At 62.5% G+C, this 18,557-nt stretch carries 18 protein-coding genes; 12 read left to right on the plus strand and 6 right to left on the minus strand.

All coding sequences use genetic code 11. The features are described 5' to 3' along the window. Positions 1–54 precede the first annotated feature (54 nt). From mobA to PCO31110_RS16100, 4 genes are all read right to left on the minus strand, one after another. On the minus strand, positions 55–690 hold the full coding sequence (gene mobA, locus PCO31110_RS16085; protein WP_010805248.1) for a molybdenum cofactor guanylyltransferase MobA: 636 nt from the start codon (positions 688–690) through the stop codon (positions 55–57). Positions 691–728: 38 nt separating this feature from the next. Continuing rightward, positions 729–1,613, minus strand: coding sequence for a hypothetical protein (locus PCO31110_RS16090; protein WP_150690870.1), 885 nt, complete (start codon positions 1,611–1,613; stop codon positions 729–731). Positions 1,614–1,678: 65 nt separating this feature from the next. Further along, positions 1,679–2,806 (minus strand): GTP 3',8-cyclase MoaA, encoded by a 1,128-nt coding sequence (gene moaA / locus PCO31110_RS16095; RefSeq protein WP_150690871.1) that lies wholly within the window; start codon positions 2,804–2,806, stop codon positions 1,679–1,681. 299 nt (positions 2,807–3,105) lie between these two features. Continuing rightward, a complete protein-coding gene (locus tag PCO31110_RS16100) occupies positions 3,106–6,387 on the minus strand; it encodes an Rne/Rng family ribonuclease (protein WP_150690872.1) in 3,282 nt (1,093 codons plus the stop codon). A 621-nt stretch (positions 6,388–7,008) separates the two neighbouring features. Here PCO31110_RS16100 and PCO31110_RS16105 point away from each other — a divergent pair. From PCO31110_RS16105 to PCO31110_RS16120, 4 genes are all read left to right on the plus strand, one after another. Further along, a complete protein-coding gene (locus PCO31110_RS16105; RefSeq protein WP_150691041.1) occupies positions 7,009–8,013 on the plus strand; it encodes an RluA family pseudouridine synthase in 1,005 nt (334 codons plus the stop codon). Then, positions 8,000–8,662: an HAD family hydrolase gene (locus tag PCO31110_RS16110; protein WP_150690873.1), complete on the plus strand. Its 663-nt coding sequence runs from the start codon at positions 8,000–8,002 to the stop codon at positions 8,660–8,662. The genes PCO31110_RS16105 and PCO31110_RS16110 overlap by 14 nt, the downstream gene beginning before the upstream one ends. Then, complete coding sequence (locus PCO31110_RS16115; protein WP_010805242.1) at positions 8,659–9,072, plus strand: Rieske (2Fe-2S) protein; 414 nt, start codon at positions 8,659–8,661, stop codon at positions 9,070–9,072. The genes PCO31110_RS16110 and PCO31110_RS16115 overlap by 4 nt, the downstream gene beginning before the upstream one ends. A gap of 62 nt (positions 9,073–9,134) precedes the next feature. After that, entirely contained in the window at positions 9,135–10,184 is a 1,050-nt protein-coding gene (locus PCO31110_RS16120; RefSeq protein ID WP_010805241.1) for a S49 family peptidase, read from the plus strand. 83 nt (positions 10,185–10,267) lie between these two features. Here PCO31110_RS16120 and PCO31110_RS16125 read toward each other — a convergent pair whose 3' ends face one another. Next, a complete protein-coding gene (locus tag PCO31110_RS16125; protein WP_150690874.1) occupies positions 10,268–10,984 on the minus strand; it encodes an SAM-dependent methyltransferase in 717 nt (238 codons plus the stop codon). Then, positions 10,981–11,601, minus strand: a complete 621-nt coding sequence (locus PCO31110_RS16130) for a Maf-like protein (RefSeq protein WP_150690875.1) — start codon at positions 11,599–11,601, stop codon at positions 10,981–10,983. Before PCO31110_RS16130 ends, PCO31110_RS16125 begins: the two co-directional genes overlap by 4 nt. A 175-nt stretch (positions 11,602–11,776) precedes the next feature. Here PCO31110_RS16130 and PCO31110_RS16135 point away from each other — a divergent pair, with 175 nt between their 5' ends. The 8 genes from PCO31110_RS16135 to fabF all read left to right on the plus strand — a co-directional run bounded on the left by PCO31110_RS16135 (position 11,777) and on the right by fabF (position 18,493). Continuing rightward, positions 11,777–12,379 carry a YceD family protein gene (locus tag PCO31110_RS16135; RefSeq protein WP_010805238.1) on the plus strand — a complete coding sequence of 201 codons (603 nt, stop codon included), beginning with the start codon at positions 11,777–11,779 and terminating at the stop codon, positions 12,377–12,379. 128 nt (positions 12,380–12,507) lie between these two features. Then, positions 12,508–12,687 (plus strand): 50S ribosomal protein L32, encoded by a 180-nt coding sequence (gene rpmF / locus PCO31110_RS16140; protein ID WP_010805237.1) that lies wholly within the window; start codon positions 12,508–12,510, stop codon positions 12,685–12,687. A gap of 120 nt (positions 12,688–12,807) precedes the next feature. Then, on the plus strand, positions 12,808–13,860 hold the full coding sequence (plsX, locus tag PCO31110_RS16145; protein ID WP_051126555.1) for a phosphate acyltransferase PlsX: 1,053 nt from the start codon (positions 12,808–12,810) through the stop codon (positions 13,858–13,860). A 38-nt stretch (positions 13,861–13,898) separates the two neighbouring features. Further along, positions 13,899–14,888 (plus strand): beta-ketoacyl-ACP synthase III, encoded by a 990-nt coding sequence (locus PCO31110_RS16150; protein WP_010805235.1) that lies wholly within the window; start codon positions 13,899–13,901, stop codon positions 14,886–14,888. Positions 14,889–15,031: 143 nt separating this feature from the next. Further along, entirely contained in the window at positions 15,032–15,961 is a 930-nt protein-coding gene (fabD, locus tag PCO31110_RS16155) for an ACP S-malonyltransferase (RefSeq protein ID WP_010805234.1), read from the plus strand. A gap of 24 nt (positions 15,962–15,985) precedes the next feature. Beyond that, positions 15,986–16,735 (plus strand): 3-oxoacyl-ACP reductase FabG, encoded by a 750-nt coding sequence (gene fabG, locus PCO31110_RS16160; protein ID WP_010805233.1) that lies wholly within the window; start codon positions 15,986–15,988, stop codon positions 16,733–16,735. A gap of 136 nt (positions 16,736–16,871) precedes the next feature. Beyond that, positions 16,872–17,111 carry an acyl carrier protein gene (acpP, locus tag PCO31110_RS16165; RefSeq protein ID WP_010805232.1) on the plus strand — a complete coding sequence of 80 codons (240 nt, stop codon included), beginning with the start codon at positions 16,872–16,874 and terminating at the stop codon, positions 17,109–17,111. A 143-nt stretch (positions 17,112–17,254) separates the two neighbouring features. Continuing rightward, on the plus strand, positions 17,255–18,493 hold the full coding sequence (fabF, locus tag PCO31110_RS16170; protein ID WP_150586672.1) for a beta-ketoacyl-ACP synthase II: 1,239 nt from the start codon (positions 17,255–17,257) through the stop codon (positions 18,491–18,493). Positions 18,494–18,557 lie beyond the last annotated feature (64 nt).

The following is an 18,557-nucleotide window of genomic DNA, read 5'->3' on the forward strand; positions in this document are numbered from 1 at the left end:
CGGCACGTATCCGGCATGAATCCCGTAAAAGCGGTGGCGACGGATCTGACCGCGTCAGTGCCCGGATTTGTCAGGGGCGCGCGGTGTATCGGTATGGAGGTCGTCCAGCGTGTTGACATTGTAAAACGGACGCTCGTCGCCGAAGTGAACTTGTACGGCCTTGTGGCGTGCCAGCCACGCTCGCACGCGATGCTCTCCGGCCGCCAGTGTGGCAGCCAGATCGTCTGCCAGCGAGCGGTGCAAAAGGGCGAATACCGGATGTGGGCCTTGCGCGGTGGCGGCATACGCGGCCAGTGATGGCGTGGCTGCACCGGAGTGCGACGCGCTTAGCGCGGCGGTCAGTCGTTCGCCGAGGTCCAGGGGAAGATAGGGGGCGTCGCACGGTGCGGTGAGAACGTAGTCCGTACGCGCGGCCCGCAGTCCGGCCAGCATGCCGGCGAGCGGTCCCGCGAAGTCCTGGGTCTCGTCGCTGATGACTGCCGCGCCGAGGTCCGCATAGGCATCGCGATTCCGATTTGCGCTGATGAGTAACGTCCCGACCTGCGGTTGCAGCCGTTCGACGGCATGTGCGGCAAGCGGCCGGCCGCCGAAAATCTGCAAACCCTTGTCACGCCCGCCCATGCGTTGCCCGCGTCCGCCTGCAAGAATCAGGCCGGTGATGGCATTGCGGGGAATCGGCGTGGCGGTCATGGACGTGGGTTCCTGCTCCGTGGGCGCGAGGTGATTTCCTAGGATCGGTTCAGCCCGATGACGCGGCCGTTTGCATCGAACCAGACAGCGCCGTCACCCAGCATCACGCCCTGATCGCGGGCGAACATCAACCGAGGTACCGCAGCGCCAATGGTGCGAACGTAACTGTCGGTGAAGATTTCGTTATAACGCGCGAGCAGCGACTTCGGGTTCCGAAGGATCAATGTCTTGCCGCGCAGCGACACGTGCAGCGGATAACGGATCAATTGTGCGACGACATCGCGACGGTCGTCGAGTACGCCTTTGCGGAACTGTGTCGCCGCCCGGTTGACGGTTTCATCGTCGCTCACGCCAGCAATGCCGTAGAGATGGCCGATCTTGCCGCTCTGGATGCTCGAGAGCGTCAGTTCGAACGGCATCGACCGGCCGGTGCGCAGATCCTTCCATTGACCGGAAATGGCCTCGCAGGCGGGGGACGCACCGCGTTGGCGATTGACGTCGTCGCTGGAGGAGAACTCGCCTTCGAAAGTGGCGCGCGGCATGCCGCCCGCGTCAAATTCGGTCAGATGCAGGCGAGACTTGGCTTCCAGTTTCCCCGTGAGATACGTATCGCTTTGCGACGAGGCGTTGGCATAGCGGCCTTCGAGTTTGCCGCCCGATGTGGGGCGCAACACCAGCCGCAACGGATTGCGCTCGCCAAGCTGACCGCTGTAGGTCATCAAATGGTTCGCAATGTCGCGATCGGATGGGTCGCAATTGGCTCGCGCGGCCGATGGTGCAAAAGCGCTCAGCAGCAACGTCAGGGTGCTCAGACCTGCGACGATCAGACGCCGGGCCTGGAGACGTACGCCAAGATGTGACGTGCGTTGGGGGGCCAGCAGAGAGTCTCGAACGTGGTGAGCGTCCGGGGCAAGAGGAATCATGAGTCGAGAAGGAATTCGATAGTTCGAAAGCGTGCGGATGACCGAACGGGCGATGCCCTGGACGTTTAACCGCCGATGTAGGACATCTCCACTTTCGGTGGTGTGTCTTCGGGCAGGCCGGTGGCCGCCGTACGTAACGCTGAGTACCGGTCGGTGCGACCCCGCCAGATGTCGCCGATGACGGTCGAGATCTGCGCGTCGCTCGCGCCGTTGCGCAGCAACGTGCGCAAGTCGTACCCGGCGCTGGCGAACAGACACAGGTACAACTTGCCTTCCGTAGACAGGCGTGCCCGGGAACAAGTGCCGCAAAAAGCGCGCGTGACCGACGAAATGACACCAACTTCGCCGCCGCCATCGCGATATCGCCAGCGCTGCGCGGTCTCGCCGGGGTAATTCGGTTCGAGCGGCTCGACCGGCAGGGCTTCGTCGACTCGGGCGATGACGCTTGCCGACGGCAGCACGTCGTCCATGCGCCAGCCGTTCGATGTGCCCACATCCATGTACTCGATGAAACGCAACACCACGCCGCTGCCGTGGAAATGCCGCGCCATGGGCACGATTTCGGTGTCGTTGGTGCCGCGTTTGACGACCATATTGACTTTCACCGGGCCGAGTCCGACGTGCTGCGCTTGCGCGATGCCTTCAAGCACGTTGGCGACCGGGAAGTCGACATCGTTCATTTGCCGGAAGATCGTATCGTCGAGACTGTCCAGGCTGACGGTCACCCGCGTGAGTCCCGCGTCCTTGAGCGATTGTGCCCGGCGCGCGAGCAGCGACCCATTGGTCGTGAGCGTGATGTCGAGCGGTTTGCCCGACGGGGTGCGCAGGCGAGCCAGCATCTCGATCAGACGCTCGATGTGCTTGCGCAGCAGCGGTTCGCCACCGGTCAGACGCAGCTTCTCGACACCATGGTCAACAAACAGGCGCGCGGCACGCTCGATTTCTTCGAAAGACAGCAGGGAAGCGTGCGGAAGGAAGGTGTAGTCCTTGTCGAACACGTCCTTCGGCATGCAATACACGCAGCGGAAGTTGCAACGATCGGTCACCGAGATGCGCAGGTCGTGCAACGGCCGTGCCAGCGCATCTTCGAGATGGCCGGTGGCTGCGCGCACTTGTGCGGGAACCTGCGGGGAGTGCGTCGCATACCGCGCGTCGCTACGCAGATCGGTGAGTCGGATGATCGTTTCAGTCATGGTGGGGCCTTAGCTTGCGTCCCCATTCTAACGAATTGGCTCGTTGGCCGCCGATGCCAGCCATTCGGACATTGGATATCGGTACCAGAGCGTTCATTGGGGACGTCAAGCCCGTACGACGTCACAAGATACGGGCAGGGCCGGGAAGGCACAAGTCGGGACAACGCGGAGTTGCGGGAGAAAGGCAATCCCCATCAGCAAAAAAGGAGGCCGAAGCCTCCTTTTCTGATGTGTCACATCACGTTGGGCGGCGCCTTGCCATGAGGCGCGAGCCGCCCGAACGTGATACGCGGCACACGTTATGCCACATGATCCGACGGGGTGCGTGTTTCCACCTGCTCCATCGGGCCGCTGTTGACCGGCGTGGCCGGACGGCGCTCGCGCCGCACTTGCGGTGCCGGTGCCGTTTGCGCTGCGGCTTCCTTGGCGGCGTGGTGCTTGTCGGCGTCCGTGTGGACCCAGACGAGACCGGCGCTTGCCAGCGTCGATTCCAGTGCGCCGCGTTCCAGCGCCGGCGCGACGGCCGCAGGAGCCGGTTGCCGCGTCACGACTTCCGTAACAACCGCAGCGGCTTCCGGCGCGATCGGCGCGACCGGCGCGGCTTGCACCGGCTTTACCGTTTCGACCATCTCCACCGGCGTGGCCGGTGCAGCGGCTTCGACAGGTGCCGTCGGCGCGGGGCTAACGTCTGCCGGGGCGTTGGCCGTGGCTGCCGTGGCGGCGATTTCGGTCAATGCCTCGGCGGGAACCGTGGGCTGAGCCGGGCTCGGCGTTGCGGCGGGCAGCGGTGCGTTAACCGGCGGAACCACCGGCGCGGCGGCCACTTCTGCGGCGGGCAGCGGTGCTGCATTGACCGGGGCGATCGGCTCGGCGATCACATGGACCGGGACTTCCGGCGTTGCGGCCGGTGCTGCTTCGCTCACGGTGACGGCCGGTGCTGCGGCAGCCGGGGCTTCCGCTTGTTCGGCGTGAACCTGCACCGGGGCCGGCGTCGGTTCGACTTGCTCGGCAGGTGCCGGCGTGGCCGCGATGCTCGCCGGGATTGCCGGTGCTGCCGCGCGGACCAGTGCATCGGTCGCTGCGTTTTCGCTGGCTTCGTCCGTCAGCACCGGGGCGCGAACGCCTTCGATACCTTCAGACGTCGAGCCTTCGGCGTGTTCGCCGTCGGCATGCTGTTGCTGCTCGTTGGCTTCGCGCTCACGACGACCGCCGCGGCGGCCGCGACGACGGCTGCGACGACGCTCCTCACCGCCTTGCTCGCCTTCTTCGCCTGCCGAGACCGTTGCACCGTCTTCGACTTGCGCCGTCAGACGATCCTGCTCGAGGTCTTCATGCTCGGCGACGAGCGGTGCGGTAGCTTGTGCAACACGTTGCGGTGCCGCTTGCTGACCATCCGTGCCTTCCGGCTGACGACGTTCGCGGCGCTCGTTGCGGTCACGGCGGCTACCGCGCTCGCGGCCTTCGCGCGACTCACGACCCTCTTCGGTGCGCACGTCCTGTGCCGGCTGACGCTGAGCATCGTCGCGCTCACGCTTGTCACGACCCTCCTGACGCTCATTGCGGTCGCCACGTTCGTTACGCTCGTTGCGTTCACCACGCTCGGCACGTTCTGCACGTTCTGCACGTTCCGGACGTGCGCCGCGACCTTCACGGCCTTCGCGACCTTCACGGGCCTCGCGTGCCGGTTGACCCGCGTTGTCCTTGCCCGACTTGTTGTCGTCGCGGGCATTGCCACGACGATTGCGGTTCTGCTGATGCGGACGGTCATGACGCTCACGCGGCGGGCGTGCGGTCGGCTTGGCTGGCTCTTCGGCCTTGACCGGTGCCGGTGCGGCCGGCTCAAGACCCAGCAGGCGCTTGACGAAGCCGATGAAACCACCGCTGCGTGCGGGGGCGGCGGCGGCCGGTGCCGTGGCAGCGACAGGTTCCGGACGCGGTTGCGCGGCGGGCGCCGGTTGCTCGGGCGTAATGCCCTTGACGGCGGCTTCCTGGCGCGGACGCACGTCTTCCTTCTTCTTGCTGTAACCCGCCGGATCGTCTTCCAGCGCACGCGCGGCTTCCTCGGCGAGCGCGTAGCTGGCCTTCGGCGCATCCAGACGCGGATCGTCGAAGCGCAGGCGTTCGAGCTTGTAATGCGGCGTTTCGAGATGCTTGTTCGGGATCAGCAGCACGCCAACCTTGAAGCGCGCTTCGATCTTGTTGATTTCCTGACGCTTTTCGTTGAGCAGGAAGGCGGAGACCTCGACCGGCACCTGGCAGTGGATAGCTGCCGTGTGCTCCTTCATGGCCTCTTCCTGGATGATGCGCAGGACTTGCAGCGACGACGATTCGGCGTCACGGATGTGGCCGGTGCCGTTGCAGCGCGGGCAGGTCACGTGCGTGCCTTCCGAGAGCGACGGACGCAGGCGCTGACGCGACAGTTCCATCAGGCCGAAACGCGAGATCTTGCCCATCTGGACGCGGGCACGGTCGTGCTTGAGCGCGTCCTTCACCCGTTGTTCGACTTCGCGCTGGCTCTTGGCAGACTCCATGTCGATGAAGTCGATCACGATCAGGCCACCCAGGTCGCGCAGACGCAACTGGCGCGCAACTTCGTCGGCAGCTTCCAGATTGGTGCGAAGGGCCGTTTCCTCGATGTCGGCACCCTTGGTGGCGCGCGCCGAGTTGACGTCGATCGAGACCAGCGCTTCGGTGTGATCGATCACGATCGCGCCACCCGAGGGCAGCGGCACCTGACGCGAATACGCCGTTTCGATCTGATGTTCGATCTGGAAACGCGAGAACAGCGGCACATCGTCGCGATACTGCTTCACGCGGTTCAGGTGATCGGGCATGACCACTTGCATGAAGTTACGTGCCTGTTCGGCAATTTCTTCCGTATCGATGAGAATTTCACCGATGTCAGGCTGGAAGTAGTCGCGGATGGCGCGAATGACGAGGCTCGACTCGAGATAGATCAGCGCCGAGTCGCGCGGCAGTTCGATGTTGGCGGCGGCGCTTTCGACGGCGTGCCAGAGTTGCAGCAGATAGTTCAGGTCCCACTGCAGTTCTTCGGCCGAGCGGCCGATGCCTGCGGTGCGGGCGATGATGCTCATGCCTTCCGGCAATTCGAGCTGCGCCATCGTTTCGCGCAGTTCCTGACGGTCTTCGCCCTCGATGCGGCGCGACACGCCACCGCCACGCGGGTTGTTCGGCATCAGCACGAGGTAACGGCCGGCCAGCGAAATGAACGTGGTGAGGGCTGCGCCCTTGTTGCCACGCTCTTCCTTTTCGACCTGAACGATGAGTTCCTGGCCTTCTGAGAGGGCGTCCTGAATGCGCGCATTGCGCACATCGGCACCTTCGCGGAAGTACGCGCGGGCGACTTCCTTGAACGGCAGGAAGCCGTGGCGGCCCTCACCGTAGTTGACGAAGCAGGCTTCGAGAGAGGGTTCGATACGGGTGATGACACCCTTGTAGATATTGCCTTTGCGTTGTTCGCGGCCGGCCGTCTCGATATCGATGTCGATGAGTTTCTGCCCATCGACAATTGCCACGCGCAGTTCTTCCTGCTGCGTGGCGTTGAACAACATGCGTTTCATGAAAACGACTCCCACCCGCCGCAGTTGCCAATGCGCAGTGCGTCGGGCACGTATCACTCGAGTTATCCAACACGCGAGGTTCGAGCCGGGAGTGGAAGAATTGCCGGGGGGTCCGGGCGATGAGGCCCACGGACGCAAAGGCGCCTGCAAATACGTTATCGCGCTCACCCGGAACCGCCGAGACACCGGAAAATTCCGGCCCAGCGCAGATCACTTCGGGCTTGCAGTCCTTACCAGGAGAAACTGGACGAGAAATTTCATCAGCATTTTCTCGGGGCGCCTGCCGACACTTATTCTTCTTGTGACGGCGCCTCACTATGACTATGTGCGCGAACAATATTCACAAAGCGATCAGCTCGGGCAATGGAGCCCGGGCTGATCGCCAAAAAATTCTATAACCACCAACTCTATCCGCGTCCCGCGCGCTGCGACCGAAGCGGCCTATGGGCCCACTTCCTGCCGACGCTGCGTGACGTGCGTGCGCTCGCTGCTCCAGGGTCACCGGACGAGCAGCCTGCCCGGGGTGCAAGTAAAATACCGTTTTGGGGTATGCACCGACAGAGGTGGGGATTTGGCATGATTCCCGCTACCGCCACCTCTGTTGGGCAAATTATATTCATAATGAATGAGTTAGGCAAAAGTCGGCAGAAAATGGTTTCGTCGGCACCCACGCCGCAGGTTCGGCTCGTCGAGGTTGACGACGGCTCGGCCGGCCAGCGAATCGATAATTTCCTCCTGCGCGAATGCAAAGGCGTCCCGAAAAGCCACGTTTATCGCATATTGCGTAGTGGTGAAGTGCGCGTGAATAAAGGGCGTATAGACGCTTCCTATCGACTCGTTCTTGGCGATATTGTCAGAATTCCGCCTGTTCGCGTCGCGGCGCCTGCCGCCGAAATCCCGGCCCATGTTCCCGCCGCCACCTTCCCGGTGCTGTTCGAAGACGATTACCTGATGGCGATCGACAAGCCCGCCGGCGTTGCCGTGCATGGCGGCAGCGGGGTGTCGTTCGGCGTTATCGAGCAGTTGCGCCGGGCGTTGCCGCACCTGAAGTTTCTCGAACTGGTGCACCGTCTGGACCGTGAAACGTCCGGCATTCTGCTGCTCGCAAAAAAGCGAGCGGCGCTTGTCGGCATGCACGAGCAGATTCGCCACAACCGGATGGACAAGCGTTATCTGGCGTGTGTCACAGGCGAATGGCGCGATCGCCAACGTGCGGTCAAGGCACCGCTGTATAAGTATGTGACGGCGGAAGGAGAGCGCCGCGTGCGCGTGCAGGAAGACGGTCAGGTCTCGCATACCGTATTTCGCATGGTGGAATCTCTGCCGCCTTATACGTTACTGGAAGCGGAACTGAAAACGGGGCGAACCCATCAGATCCGAGTTCACCTGGCGCATTGCGGTACGCCGATTGTCGGCGACGACAAGTACGGCGACTTCACGCTGAACAAGACACTCGCCCGTCCCGGTGCCCGGCCCGGAATCAAGCGGATGTTCCTGCATGCATGGCGGCTGAAGTTCACTCACCCCGTGTTGGACACGCCAATTGCGTTGCAGGCAGCGTTACCGCCAGAATGTGAGCAATTCCTGAATCAACTTCGAGGCGCTTCCGCCGATGCCAAGCCCTGAGTTTGACCTGGTCGTTTTCGACTGGGATGGGACGTTGATGGACTCGACGCCCACGATTACCCGTTGCATCCAGGCGGCCTGCCGCGATCTGGGGCTGCCTGTGCCGTCCGATGAGGTGGCGAGTCACGTGATCGGCCTTGGTCTGCGCGATGCGCTGCAAATGGCCGTGCCGTCTCTCGACCCGGCCCACTACCCGCGTTTGTCGGAGCGCTATCGCTTTCACTATTTGATAGGCGACAAGGAGACCGTGCTGTTTCCCGGCATTCGCGAACTGCTCGACGAATTGCGTTCGCGGGGGCGTTTCCTCGCCGTGGCGACGGGCAAGTCGCGTGTCGGCCTGAATCGCGCACTTGAGGCCGCGGGCCTGATGCGGATGTTCGATGCGACCCGTTGTGCCGATGAGACATTTTCGAAGCCGCATCCGGCGATGCTGCAGGAACTCACGCGTGAGCTCGGTCAGGGCCTTAGCCGCACGGTCATGATCGGTGACACCACGCACGATCTACAGATGGCGCGTAGCGCCGGAACGGCGGGCGTAGCCGTAGCTTACGGCGGGGCACATCCGCGCGAACAACTGGTGGCGCTGGAGCCCGCGTATTGCGCGGGGAGCGTGATCGAGCTGCGCGACTGGCTGCTGGAGCGCGTGTGAGCGAGCCCGTGCCGCTGCCGATTTGTCCGGGCTCCGTACTTGAGGACGGCGGTCGAGGTGTGCGTTTCGAGGTGCTCGTCTGCGGTCGCCGTACGCCTGCGTTCGTCGTTCGGTACGGCGGGCAGGTCTACGGCTATCTCAATCAGTGCGCGCATGTGCCGATGGAACTCGACTGGTCGGAGGGGCAGTTCTTCGAGGCGTCCGGCTTATACTTGATGTGCGCGACGCACGGCGCGACGTATGAACCCGATACCGGGCACTGCGTCGGCGGCCCGTGCCGTGGTGGCGCCTTGCAGCCCGTGCGTGTCGAAGAGCGGCCCGCCATGCAGGACGGGGGCGGCGATGTTCATACGACCGTTGTCTGGTGGCCCGATGCGTACATCGAGGCGCCGGAGTCCTCGGCGCCCTGACAGCGCAGCATCCCGATGCCGATCGCATCTTTCGCCTTTTACCCAAGTTCTCTGGATAACGTATGGCCGACTCCCTGCCGCCCGATTCGTCCCGCACCGAACCCGGTTTCCCGCTGCCAGGCGGGCGTCCGCCGTCTGGTGGCGGTGCCGCGCGCGATCCCCATGAGGTGAAGCCGTGGGAGCGCGAAATGCTGGAAAAGGTGTTGATGGCCGGCATTCGCGAGCAACGCGCAGCACGTCGATGGAAGATATTCTTCCGGTTGTCGCTGCTGGCGATCCTCGCGCTTATCGTCTGGTCGATCTTTGATTTCGATGGCGGCACGACGTCGGTCGGTGCAAGCTCAGGCAAGCACACGGCACTCGTGACGTTGAGCGGTGAAATTTCGCCCGACGGTCAGGCGAGTGCCCAGAAAATCAACACGGCGCTCGAGTCGGCTTTCGAAGATTCGTCGGCCGCAGGGGTGATCCTGCGTATCAATAGTCCGGGCGGCAGCCCCGTTCAGGCCGGCATGATCTACGACGACATCGCGCGGCTGCGGGCGAAATACCCGAAGAAGCCGCTTTATGTCGTAGTCGAGGAGATTTGCGCCTCGGGCGGCTATTACGTCGCAGCGGCGGCCGACAAGATTTACGTCGACAAGGCGAGTATTGTCGGCTCCATTGGCGTGCTGATGGACGGTTTCGGCTTCACCGGGCTGATGGACAAGCTCGGGATCGAGCGGCGCTTGCTGACGGCCGGCCGTAATAAAGGCATCCTCGATCCGTTCTCGCCGCAGAACGATCAGCAAAAGACGTATGCCCTCGACATGCTGGAGCAGGTTCATCAGCAGTTCATCGGTGCCGTAAAGAAGGGGCGCGGCAATCGCCTGAAGGATGACCCGGACCTGTTCAGTGGTTTGTTCTGGACTGGCCAGCGTTCCATTGAACTCGGGCTGGCAGACGGTCTCGGAACGGTCGACTCGGTCGCCCGCGACGTGCTCAAGGCCCCCGATCTCGTCGACTACACCGTCAAGGAGAACCTGCCCGAGCGTGTGGCGCGGCGCTTCGGCGCGGCCCTCGGCACGGCGGCGATGAAAACGATGATGATGGGCTCGACCCTGTCGTTGAAGTAACGCTGGCGGCGTGCGAAAAGACAAAACCCCACGGAAAGTCAGATTTCCGTGGGGTTTGTGATTCTTGCGTGGGATGTTGGGCGCTACTGGCCTAAAAACAGAAAAATCGCTGGCCGTTTGTGCAGGTCGATGCTCGTCTGAGGCCATCCCTTGATTCGATGGGTCACGATCTGCTCGGCCTCCTGCGTGACATCGACGGCTACACAAAGCAGGGTGGAGGCGTCGCAACTCTGTAGCAGGGCGTCGAGCATGGCCTTGTTGCGATAGGGTGTCTCAATAAAGAGCTGCGTCTGTTTTTCCTTGCGCGAGCGCTGTTCGAGTTCGCGCAGCCGCTTGGCACGCTCGGCGGGGTCGGTCGGCAGATAGCCATGGAACGCGAAGCTCTGCCCGTTAAGGCCGCTGGCCATCAACGCGAGAAGAATCGAACTCGGCCCGACGAACGGCACCACCTGCACGCCTTTCTCGTGCGCGCGCCGCACCAGCAGCGCACCGGGGTCCGCCACGGCCGGACAACCCGCTTCGGACACAAGGCCGCCATCTTTGCCGGCGAGAATCGGTGCGAGGAGGGCATCGATGGCCACCTCCGGCGTATTGACGTTCAGCTCGCGGATATCGATTTCCTGAATCGGCGTGCTCACGCCAGCCAGCTTCAGGAATGCCCGCGTGCTCTTGGCTTGTTCGCCGACGAAATACTTCAGGCCGGCGGTGACCGCACGAACCTCTTCGGGGAGCACTGCGGGCAGGCCGCCACGGGTGTTCGCCCCCAGCGTATTCGGGATCAGATACAAGGTGCCGCTCATGCTGACGCTCCCGTCATGCCAGGGCCGGGCAGCGAGATGCCGGCGTGCATCAGCAGGGTTGTCAACGCGATCAGCGGCAGGCCGATAAGGGCGGTCGGATCGTCGTTTTCGATGGTTTCGAGCAGCATGATGCCGAGTCCTTCGGACTTGGCGCTGCCGGCGCAGTCGTAGGGCGTTTCGGCGTGAAGGTAGGCGGCGAGTACATCGTCGGGCAGGTTGCGGAACTTCACTCGTGTCACGACGTCGGTAGCTTGGCTCTGAGCGCTGCGGGCGTCGTATACGCACAGGGCCGAGTGAAACTCGACCACCTTGCCGCGCATGTCGCGCAACTGGGCCATGGCGTTCTCGAAATTGCCGGGTTTGCCGATCTGCCGGCCTTCGAAGGTGGCTACCTGATCCGAGCCGATGACGACGGCACCCGGCTGGCGGGCGGCGACGGCCTCGGCCTTCTGGCGAGCCAGGCGCAGCGAGGTGTCATGCGGCGTTTCGCCGGGGGCGGGGGTTTCGTCGATGTCCGGGACGTCGACCGAAAACGGCAGGCGCAGGCGCTCGAGCAGTTCACGGCGATAGCGCGATCCGGAGGCCAGGATCAGCGGTGGCAGGGGCTGTGCGGTCATCGGGTTTAAGTGTTTGACGAGAAACGAAAAACTATTTAGAATTCACGGCTTTTGCAATCTGGCGCTCGGTCCCGCCAGTCTGCGCGACATCGGTTCGAACGCCCGGAAATGGCGTCAGATCAAGGCGCTGCGGGTGGCAGGGGACGTTAATGCGCTCAGATGCGCCAAGGCAAGGATGAGCGTGATGAACGAATATATCGTCGATCTGTTCGAATTCGCGCGTACCGGCCGGGTGGCGGAAGGTGACGTGCAACTTGCGGCGTTGCCGCGCATGGTAACCGAAGTGCCTGCCGAAGTCTCGGCATCGGGGCGCGCAGACGGCGTATTCCACTGGCGTGCCGAAGGTGCCGAAAAACAGGTGCTGCGCGCGGATGGGAAGCCCAAGGTGGCCCAGTTCCTGACGCTCTCGGTGCAGGGCCCGATGTGGCTCGAGTGCCAGCGGTGCCTCACGCCGTACCAGGAGCCGCTCGATTCGGAAACGACTTTCGAGATTGTGCGCGATGACGCTGAGGCGGAAGGTCGCCCCCTCGACGAAGACGAACTCGAGGCGCTGGTGGGTTCCAAACATTTCGATTTGCGTGAGCTGATCGAAGAAGAATTGTTGTTGGCTTTGCCGATCGTGCCGAAACATGAGGTTTGTCCGAGTGTGCACGAGAGCCTGGCCACGGGTGAGGATGGATTGGCTGAGCCGGTCCCAGAGCCCGAAGAAGAGGATAAGCCGTCTCCGTTCGCGGCGCTGGCAGCGCTCAAGCGCTCGCCGGACAAGGGCGGAAAGTAATGTGCGGCCGGGTTTCCGGCTCACCAAAGTACATGTTTGCGTTAGTCGCACAGGTCGGGCCGACAGGCCGACACCGTAGGGCGGCGCTCGAACTGTGTTAAAATTTCGCGATATTTTGAGGAGTTATCATGGCCGTTCAACAGAACAAGAAGTCGCCGTCGAAGCGCGGCATGCACCGTTCGCACGATTTCCTGACCGCACCGGCAACCGCCGTCGAGCAGACGTCGGGTGAAACGCATCTGCGTCACCACATCACGCCGAACGGTTTCTACCGTGGTCGCAAGGTCATCAAGACCAAGAACGACTAAACTCGGCCCCGCAAGGCGAAACGCGCCCATCATGGCGCTGTTTGATCGTCCGATGTGGCAAAAGCGGCACTTATCCTGCCGCTTTTTTTGTTACCTGTACCGCAAGCCAATCACGTCGACATGACAGTCACCCTGACGATCGATTGTATGGGCGGGGATCACGGCCCATCGGTGACGGTGCCGGCCGCGGTTCACTTCGTGCAATCTACCGACGATGTCGAACTTGTGCTGGTCGGACAGCAGGAGATCATTAACGCGCAGCTCGCGAAGCTGCGTGTGACGGATCACCCGCGCCTGTCCGTGGTCAATGCGAGCGAAGTCGTCGCCATGGACGACTCCGTCGAGACCGCCCTGCGCAGGAAAAAAGACTCCTCGATGCGTGTGGCGCTCAATCTGGTCAAGGAAGCGCGTGCGCAAGCGTGCGTGTCCGCCGGTAATACCGGTGCGCTGATGGCCGTTTCGCGCTATGTGCTCAAGACGCTGCCGGGTATCGAGCGGCCCGCCATTGCCACCGTGTTGCCGAACCAGAAGGGCGGCTACACCACGATGCTCGATCTGGGCGCGAACGTGGACTGCGAGCCGACTCACCTGTTGCAATTCGCCGAAATGGGCCACGCACTCGTTGCGGCGGTCGATGGTAAGGACCGCCCGTCGATCGGTTTGCTCAACATCGGCGAAGAAGTCATCAAAGGCAACGACGTCATCAAGCAGGCCGGCGAGCTGCTGCGCGGCTCCACGCTGAACTTCTACGGCAACGTGGAAGGCAACGACATCTATCGCGGCACGACCGACATCGTCGTGTGCGACGGATTTGTCGGCAACGTCGCACTCAAGACCTCCGAAGGCCTGGCGCAAATGCTTGGCGACATGATCCGCGAAGAATTCACCCGTACCTGGTGGACAAAAGTGATCGCTGTCGTTGCGCTGCCGATTCTCACCCGCTTCAAGAACCGCGTCGATCATCGCCGTTACAACGGTGCCGCGTTGCTCGGATTGCGTGCGCTCGTTATCAAGAGCCACGGCTCGGCCGATGCCTACTCGTTTGAATGGGCCATCAAACGCGGCTATGATGCAGTTCGCAATGGTGTGCTGGACCGTCTGTCGCACGCCATGGAAGAGAATCAGACTCAGCTCCGGGACAACAAGCCGGCGAGCGCCATTCCGGCGCTCTGATGCCGGTGGCTGCTCTTGGCGCCCTAACCGATCATAAGATGACCCAGTCCGCGATTTATTCCCGTGTCGTCGGCACCGGCAGCTACCTGCCGGCGCGACGCGTGACCAATCAGCAGTTGGCCGACGAGCTTGCTACCCGCGGCATCGAGACGAGCGACGAGTGGATCGTTGCACGTACCGGTATCAAGGCGCGCCATTTCGCCGCCCCCGATCAGACGAGCAGCGATATGGCGGTGGAAGCCGCGAAGCGCGCGCTCGACATGGCCGGGCTGAACGCCGACCAGCTCGATCTGATTCTGGTCGCCACGTCGACGCCCGATTTTGTGTTTCCGAGTACCGCCTGCCTTGTGCAGCACAAGCTCGGCATCAAAAACGGTTGCCCGGCATTCGACATTCAGGCGGTCTGCTCCGGTTTCGTCTACGCCATGGCGATGGCCGACACCCTCATCCGCTCCGGTGCGTATCGCAACGTGCTCGTGATCGGTGCCGAAACGTTCTCGCGTATTCTCGATTTCAACGACCGTACGACGTGCGTGCTGTTTGGTGACGGCGCGGGCGCTGTCGTGCTGCAAGCTTCGAGCGAACCGGGCGTTCTGTCGACCGCGCTGCATGCGGACGGCAGCCACGCGAACATCCTGTGCGTGCCGGGTAATGTCAGCGGCGGTGCAGTGCAAGGCGAAGCGTTCCTCTATATGGATGGCCAGGCTGTGTTCAAGCTGGCCGTCAAAGTGCTGGAAAAGGTGGCCACCGAGGCCCTCGAAAAGGCAGGGTTAGCGTCGTCGGCGATCGACTGGCTGATTCCGCACCAGGCCAATCTGCGCATCATGTCGAGCACGGCCCGCAAGCTGGGGCTCTCGGAAGAGAAGATGATCGTGACCGTCGACCAGCATGGCAATACGTCTGCCGCTTCGATTCCGCTCGCGCTTGACGTCGCGGTTCGCGACGGGCGTATCAAGCCGGGCCAGAACGTCATGATCGAAGGCGTGGGTGGTGGCTTTACATGGGGCGCAGTGCTGTTCCGCATGTAACCCCCCCTGGCGCGCTGGAGCGTCACGCGTATTCGAGGGTGTTCCGTTTGGGGCACAGCGCGTGGCGTCGCTTCTGCGTGCGTCATACAGGCGCGCGACAATGCGCCGCAATGTTTCTGAATCTGACTGCAAAACCAGGCGCTATGACATTCGCTTTCGTTTTCCCGGGACAAGGGTCCCAATCGGTGGGCATGCTGGACGCGTTCGCGGACAACGCGGTAGTGCGCGAGACGCTCGCCGAGGCTTCGGATGCCCTTGGGCAGGATATGGCCAAGCTGATCGCCACTGGCCCTGCCGAAGAACTCAACCTCACCACCAATACCCAGCCGGTGATGCTCACCGCCGCCTACGCGATGTACCGCGCGTGGCTGGCCGAGGGCGGTGCCAAACCCGCATTCGTGGCAGGCCACAGCCTGGGTGAATACACGGCGCTGGTCGCTGCCGGCGTGATTGCGTTCAAAGATGCTGTTCCGCTCGTGCGCTTTCGCGCGCAAGCCATGCAGGAAGCCGTGCCCGTCGGTCAAGGTGGCATGGCGGCCATTCTGGGGTTGGACGACGATACCGTGCGCAACGTCTGCGCAGAAGCGTCGGCAGCCGGGGTGGTCGAGGCCGTCAACTTCAACGCGCCGGCGCAAGTCGTGATCGCCGGTGCCAAGGCGGGCGTGGAGAAGGCTTGCGAACTGGCCAAGGCGGCTGGTGCGAAGCGTGCGCTCGTGCTGCCGGTCTCGGCGCCATTCCACTCGTCGCTGCTCAAGCCGGCGTCGGATCGTCTGCGTGAGTATCTGGCGAACGTGACGTTTAACGTGCCGCAGATCCCGCTCGTCAACAACGTGGATGTCGTTGTCGAAAACGACGTGGCACGCATCAAGGATGCGTTGGTGCGTCAGGCGGCGGCACCGGTGCGTTGGGTCGAGTCGGTGAAGTGGCTCGCGGCGCAAGGCGTGACGCAATTGATCGAGTGCGGTCCAGGCAAGGTGCTGACCGGCCTGACCAAGCGCATCGACGGCAATCTCACGGGGCTGGCGATCACCGATCCGGCGTCGCTCGCCGACGTGCGCGCCCAACTCTCGTAAGCAATAGGCAAGGGTATTTCTCTCATGAGCAAGCAACTCGACAACCTCGTGGCGCTGGTGACCGGCGCCTCGCGCGGCATCGGTCGTGCCATCGCCCTCGAACTCGCTCGTCAGGGCGCAACGGTCGTGGGCACCGCCACCAGCGATGCCGGCGCGCAAGGCATCAGCGACTATTTCACCGCAGAAGGTGTTAAGGGCAAGGGCATCGTCCTGAATGTGACTGACGCCGCCGGCGTAGCCGCCGCGCTCGACGACATTCTCAAGCAGTACGGCAAGCTCGACATCCTCGTCAACAACGCCGGCATCACGCGCGATAACCTCGCCATGCGGATGAAGGACGACGAGTGGGACGACGTGATCGACACGAACCTCAAGGCGATCTTCCGGCTTTCGCGCGCTGTCATCAAGCCGATGATGAAGGCGCGTAGCGGCCGGATCATCAATGTGACCTCGGTCGTCGGCTCGGCGGGTAACCCGGGTCAGGCCAACTATGCGGCCGCCAAGGCCGGCGTTGCTGGTATGTCCCGTTCGCTGGCCGCCGAGATCGGCAGCCGAAACATCACTGTGAACTGTGTCGCGCCGGGGTTTATCGACACCGATATGACCAAGGCGCTGGGCGAAGCGCAGCACGAAGCGCTCAAGACGCGAATTCCGCTGGGGCGCCTCGGCGCACCGGAAGACATCGCCAATGCGGTGGCATTTCTTGCGTCTCCGCAGGCCGGCTACATCACCGGCACGACGCTCCACGTGAACGGTGGCATGTTCATGAGTTAAGGTGTGATCGTGAAAATTGTGCTTGATTTGTGCAATTTTGAGCGATATTGAACATTATTTGGCGCAGGCTAACTTTGCTTGGCAAACCTGTTAAAATGCGCGCACTTGTCTGAACTAACTACCCCGGAGGGTTTGAATGGATAACATTGAGCAACGCGTCAAGAAGATCGTCGCGGAACAACTTGGCGTGAACGAAGCCGACGTCAAGAACGAATCCAGCTTTGTGAACGATCTCGGCGCTGACTCGCTCGACACGGTTGAGCTGGTGATGGCACTGGAAGAAGAATTCGAAACGGAAATCCCGGACGAAGAAGCTGAAAAGATCACCACGGTGCAACAGGCCATCGATTACGTTCAAGGCAATTCGAAGGCCTAAGGGCCGTTGGATCGCCTGGCCGGCCGGGGTGCCGACTGGTTCCCGGCGCCAGGCATGCCTCTCAGCCGCAGGGAGCACAGGGGCGGACCCTGTCGCCTCTGTGGCTTTTGTTTTGTATGACCCAGCAGAAGAAGGGGAGTATCGTGAGTCGTCGTCGCGTCGTCATTACCGGTCTGGGCCTGATCTCGCCGGTCGGCAACACTGTTGCCGAGGGTTGGAAAAATCTGGTCGAAGGCCGTTCGGGCATCGCCAACATCACGAAGTTCGATGCGAGCAACCATAGGGTGCATTTCGCGGGAGAAGTGAAAAACTTCGAAACCGAGAAGTACATCTCCGCCAAGGAAGCCCGTCGTATGGATACGTTTATCCATTACGGGCTGGCTGCCGGTATCCAGGCGTTCGAGGACAGTGGCCTGCAGGTCACCGAGGCGAACGCGGAGCGCGTCGGCGTAGTGGTCGGATCGGGGATCGGCGGTTTGCCGATGATTGAAGACACCGATAAGGCGCTTATCGAAGGGGGTCCACGCAAGATCTCCCCGTTCTTCGTGCCGGGCTCGATCATCAACATGATCTCCGGCCATCTGTCGATCAGGTACGGTCTGAAGGGACCGAACCTTGCCATCGTCACGGCCTGCACAACCGGCCTGCACTGTATCGGTCAGGCCGCGCGCATGATCCAGTATGGCGAAGCCGACGCGATGCTCGCCGGTGGTGCCGAATCGACGGTGTCGCCGCTGGGTATCGGTGGTTTTGCGGCCATGAAGGCACTGTCGGAGCGCAACGACGATCCGGCGACGGCTAGCCGTCCGTGGGACAGAGATCGCGACGGCTTTGTGCTGGGCGAAGGCGCCGGCGTGATGATGGTCGAAGAGTACGAGCACGCCAAGGCGCGCGGCGCGAAGATCTACGCCGAGCTGACTGGCTTCGGCATGAGCGCTGATGCGTACCACATGACTGCGCCGTGCGAAGACGGCGACGGTGCGCTGCGCTCGATGACGAACGCGCTGCGCGATGCCGGCGTCAGTGCCGATAAGGTGAACTATGTGAATGCGCACGGCACGTCGACGCCGCTGGGCGATATCGCCGAGACGGTTGCGGTCAAGCGCCTGATGGGCGATGCCGCAAAGTCGGTGGTGGTGAACTCGACCAAGTCGATGACCGGTCACCTGCTGGGTGGCGCGGGCGGGCTGGAGTCGGTGTTTACCGTGCTGGCCGTTTATCATCAAAAGTCGCCGCCGACGATCAATATCTTCAATCAGGACCCCGCTTGCGACCTGGATTACTGCGCAAATGTGGCTCGCGACATGAAAATTGATGTCGCATTGAAGAACTCTTTTGGATTTGGCGGGACTAACGGCACGCTGGTCTTCCAGCGCGTCTAAGTTTGCGGGACGCCTTGCCGGCGTCCCGTTTCGCTGACCCACGCTCCGGCGAGTGTGCCCGGGC

It is taken from the genome of Pandoraea communis (assembly GCF_902459745.1).
Taxonomy (GTDB): domain Bacteria; phylum Pseudomonadota; class Gammaproteobacteria; order Burkholderiales; family Burkholderiaceae; genus Pandoraea; species Pandoraea communis.

Coding starts and splice junctions, on each gene's coding strand:
- mobA (WP_010805248.1), bottom strand. CDS start 690: ATGACCGCCACGCCGATTCCCCGCAATGCCATCACCGGCCTGATTCTT.
- PCO31110_RS16090 (WP_150690870.1), bottom strand. CDS start 1,613: ATGATTCCTCTTGCCCCGGACGCTCACCACGTTCGAGACTCTCTGCTG.
- moaA (WP_150690871.1), bottom strand. CDS start 2,806: ATGACTGAAACGATCATCCGACTCACCGATCTGCGTAGCGACGCGCGG.
- PCO31110_RS16100 (WP_150690872.1), bottom strand. CDS start 6,387: ATGAAACGCATGTTGTTCAACGCCACGCAGCAGGAAGAACTGCGCGTG.
- PCO31110_RS16105 (WP_150691041.1), top strand. CDS start 7,009: ATGAATGAGTTAGGCAAAAGTCGGCAGAAAATGGTTTCGTCGGCACCC.
- PCO31110_RS16110 (WP_150690873.1), top strand. CDS start 8,000: ATGCCAAGCCCTGAGTTTGACCTGGTCGTTTTCGACTGGGATGGGACG.
- PCO31110_RS16120 (WP_010805241.1), top strand. CDS start 9,135: ATGGCCGACTCCCTGCCGCCCGATTCGTCCCGCACCGAACCCGGTTTC.
- PCO31110_RS16125 (WP_150690874.1), bottom strand. CDS start 10,984: ATGAGCGGCACCTTGTATCTGATCCCGAATACGCTGGGGGCGAACACC.
- PCO31110_RS16130 (WP_150690875.1), bottom strand. CDS start 11,601: ATGACCGCACAGCCCCTGCCACCGCTGATCCTGGCCTCCGGATCGCGC.
- PCO31110_RS16135 (WP_010805238.1), top strand. CDS start 11,777: ATGAGCGTGATGAACGAATATATCGTCGATCTGTTCGAATTCGCGCGT.
- rpmF (WP_010805237.1), top strand. CDS start 12,508: ATGGCCGTTCAACAGAACAAGAAGTCGCCGTCGAAGCGCGGCATGCAC.
- plsX (WP_051126555.1), top strand. CDS start 12,808: ATGACAGTCACCCTGACGATCGATTGTATGGGCGGGGATCACGGCCCA.
- PCO31110_RS16150 (WP_010805235.1), top strand. CDS start 13,899: ATGACCCAGTCCGCGATTTATTCCCGTGTCGTCGGCACCGGCAGCTAC.
- fabD (WP_010805234.1), top strand. CDS start 15,032: ATGACATTCGCTTTCGTTTTCCCGGGACAAGGGTCCCAATCGGTGGGC.
- fabG (WP_010805233.1), top strand. CDS start 15,986: ATGAGCAAGCAACTCGACAACCTCGTGGCGCTGGTGACCGGCGCCTCG.
- acpP (WP_010805232.1), top strand. CDS start 16,872: ATGGATAACATTGAGCAACGCGTCAAGAAGATCGTCGCGGAACAACTT.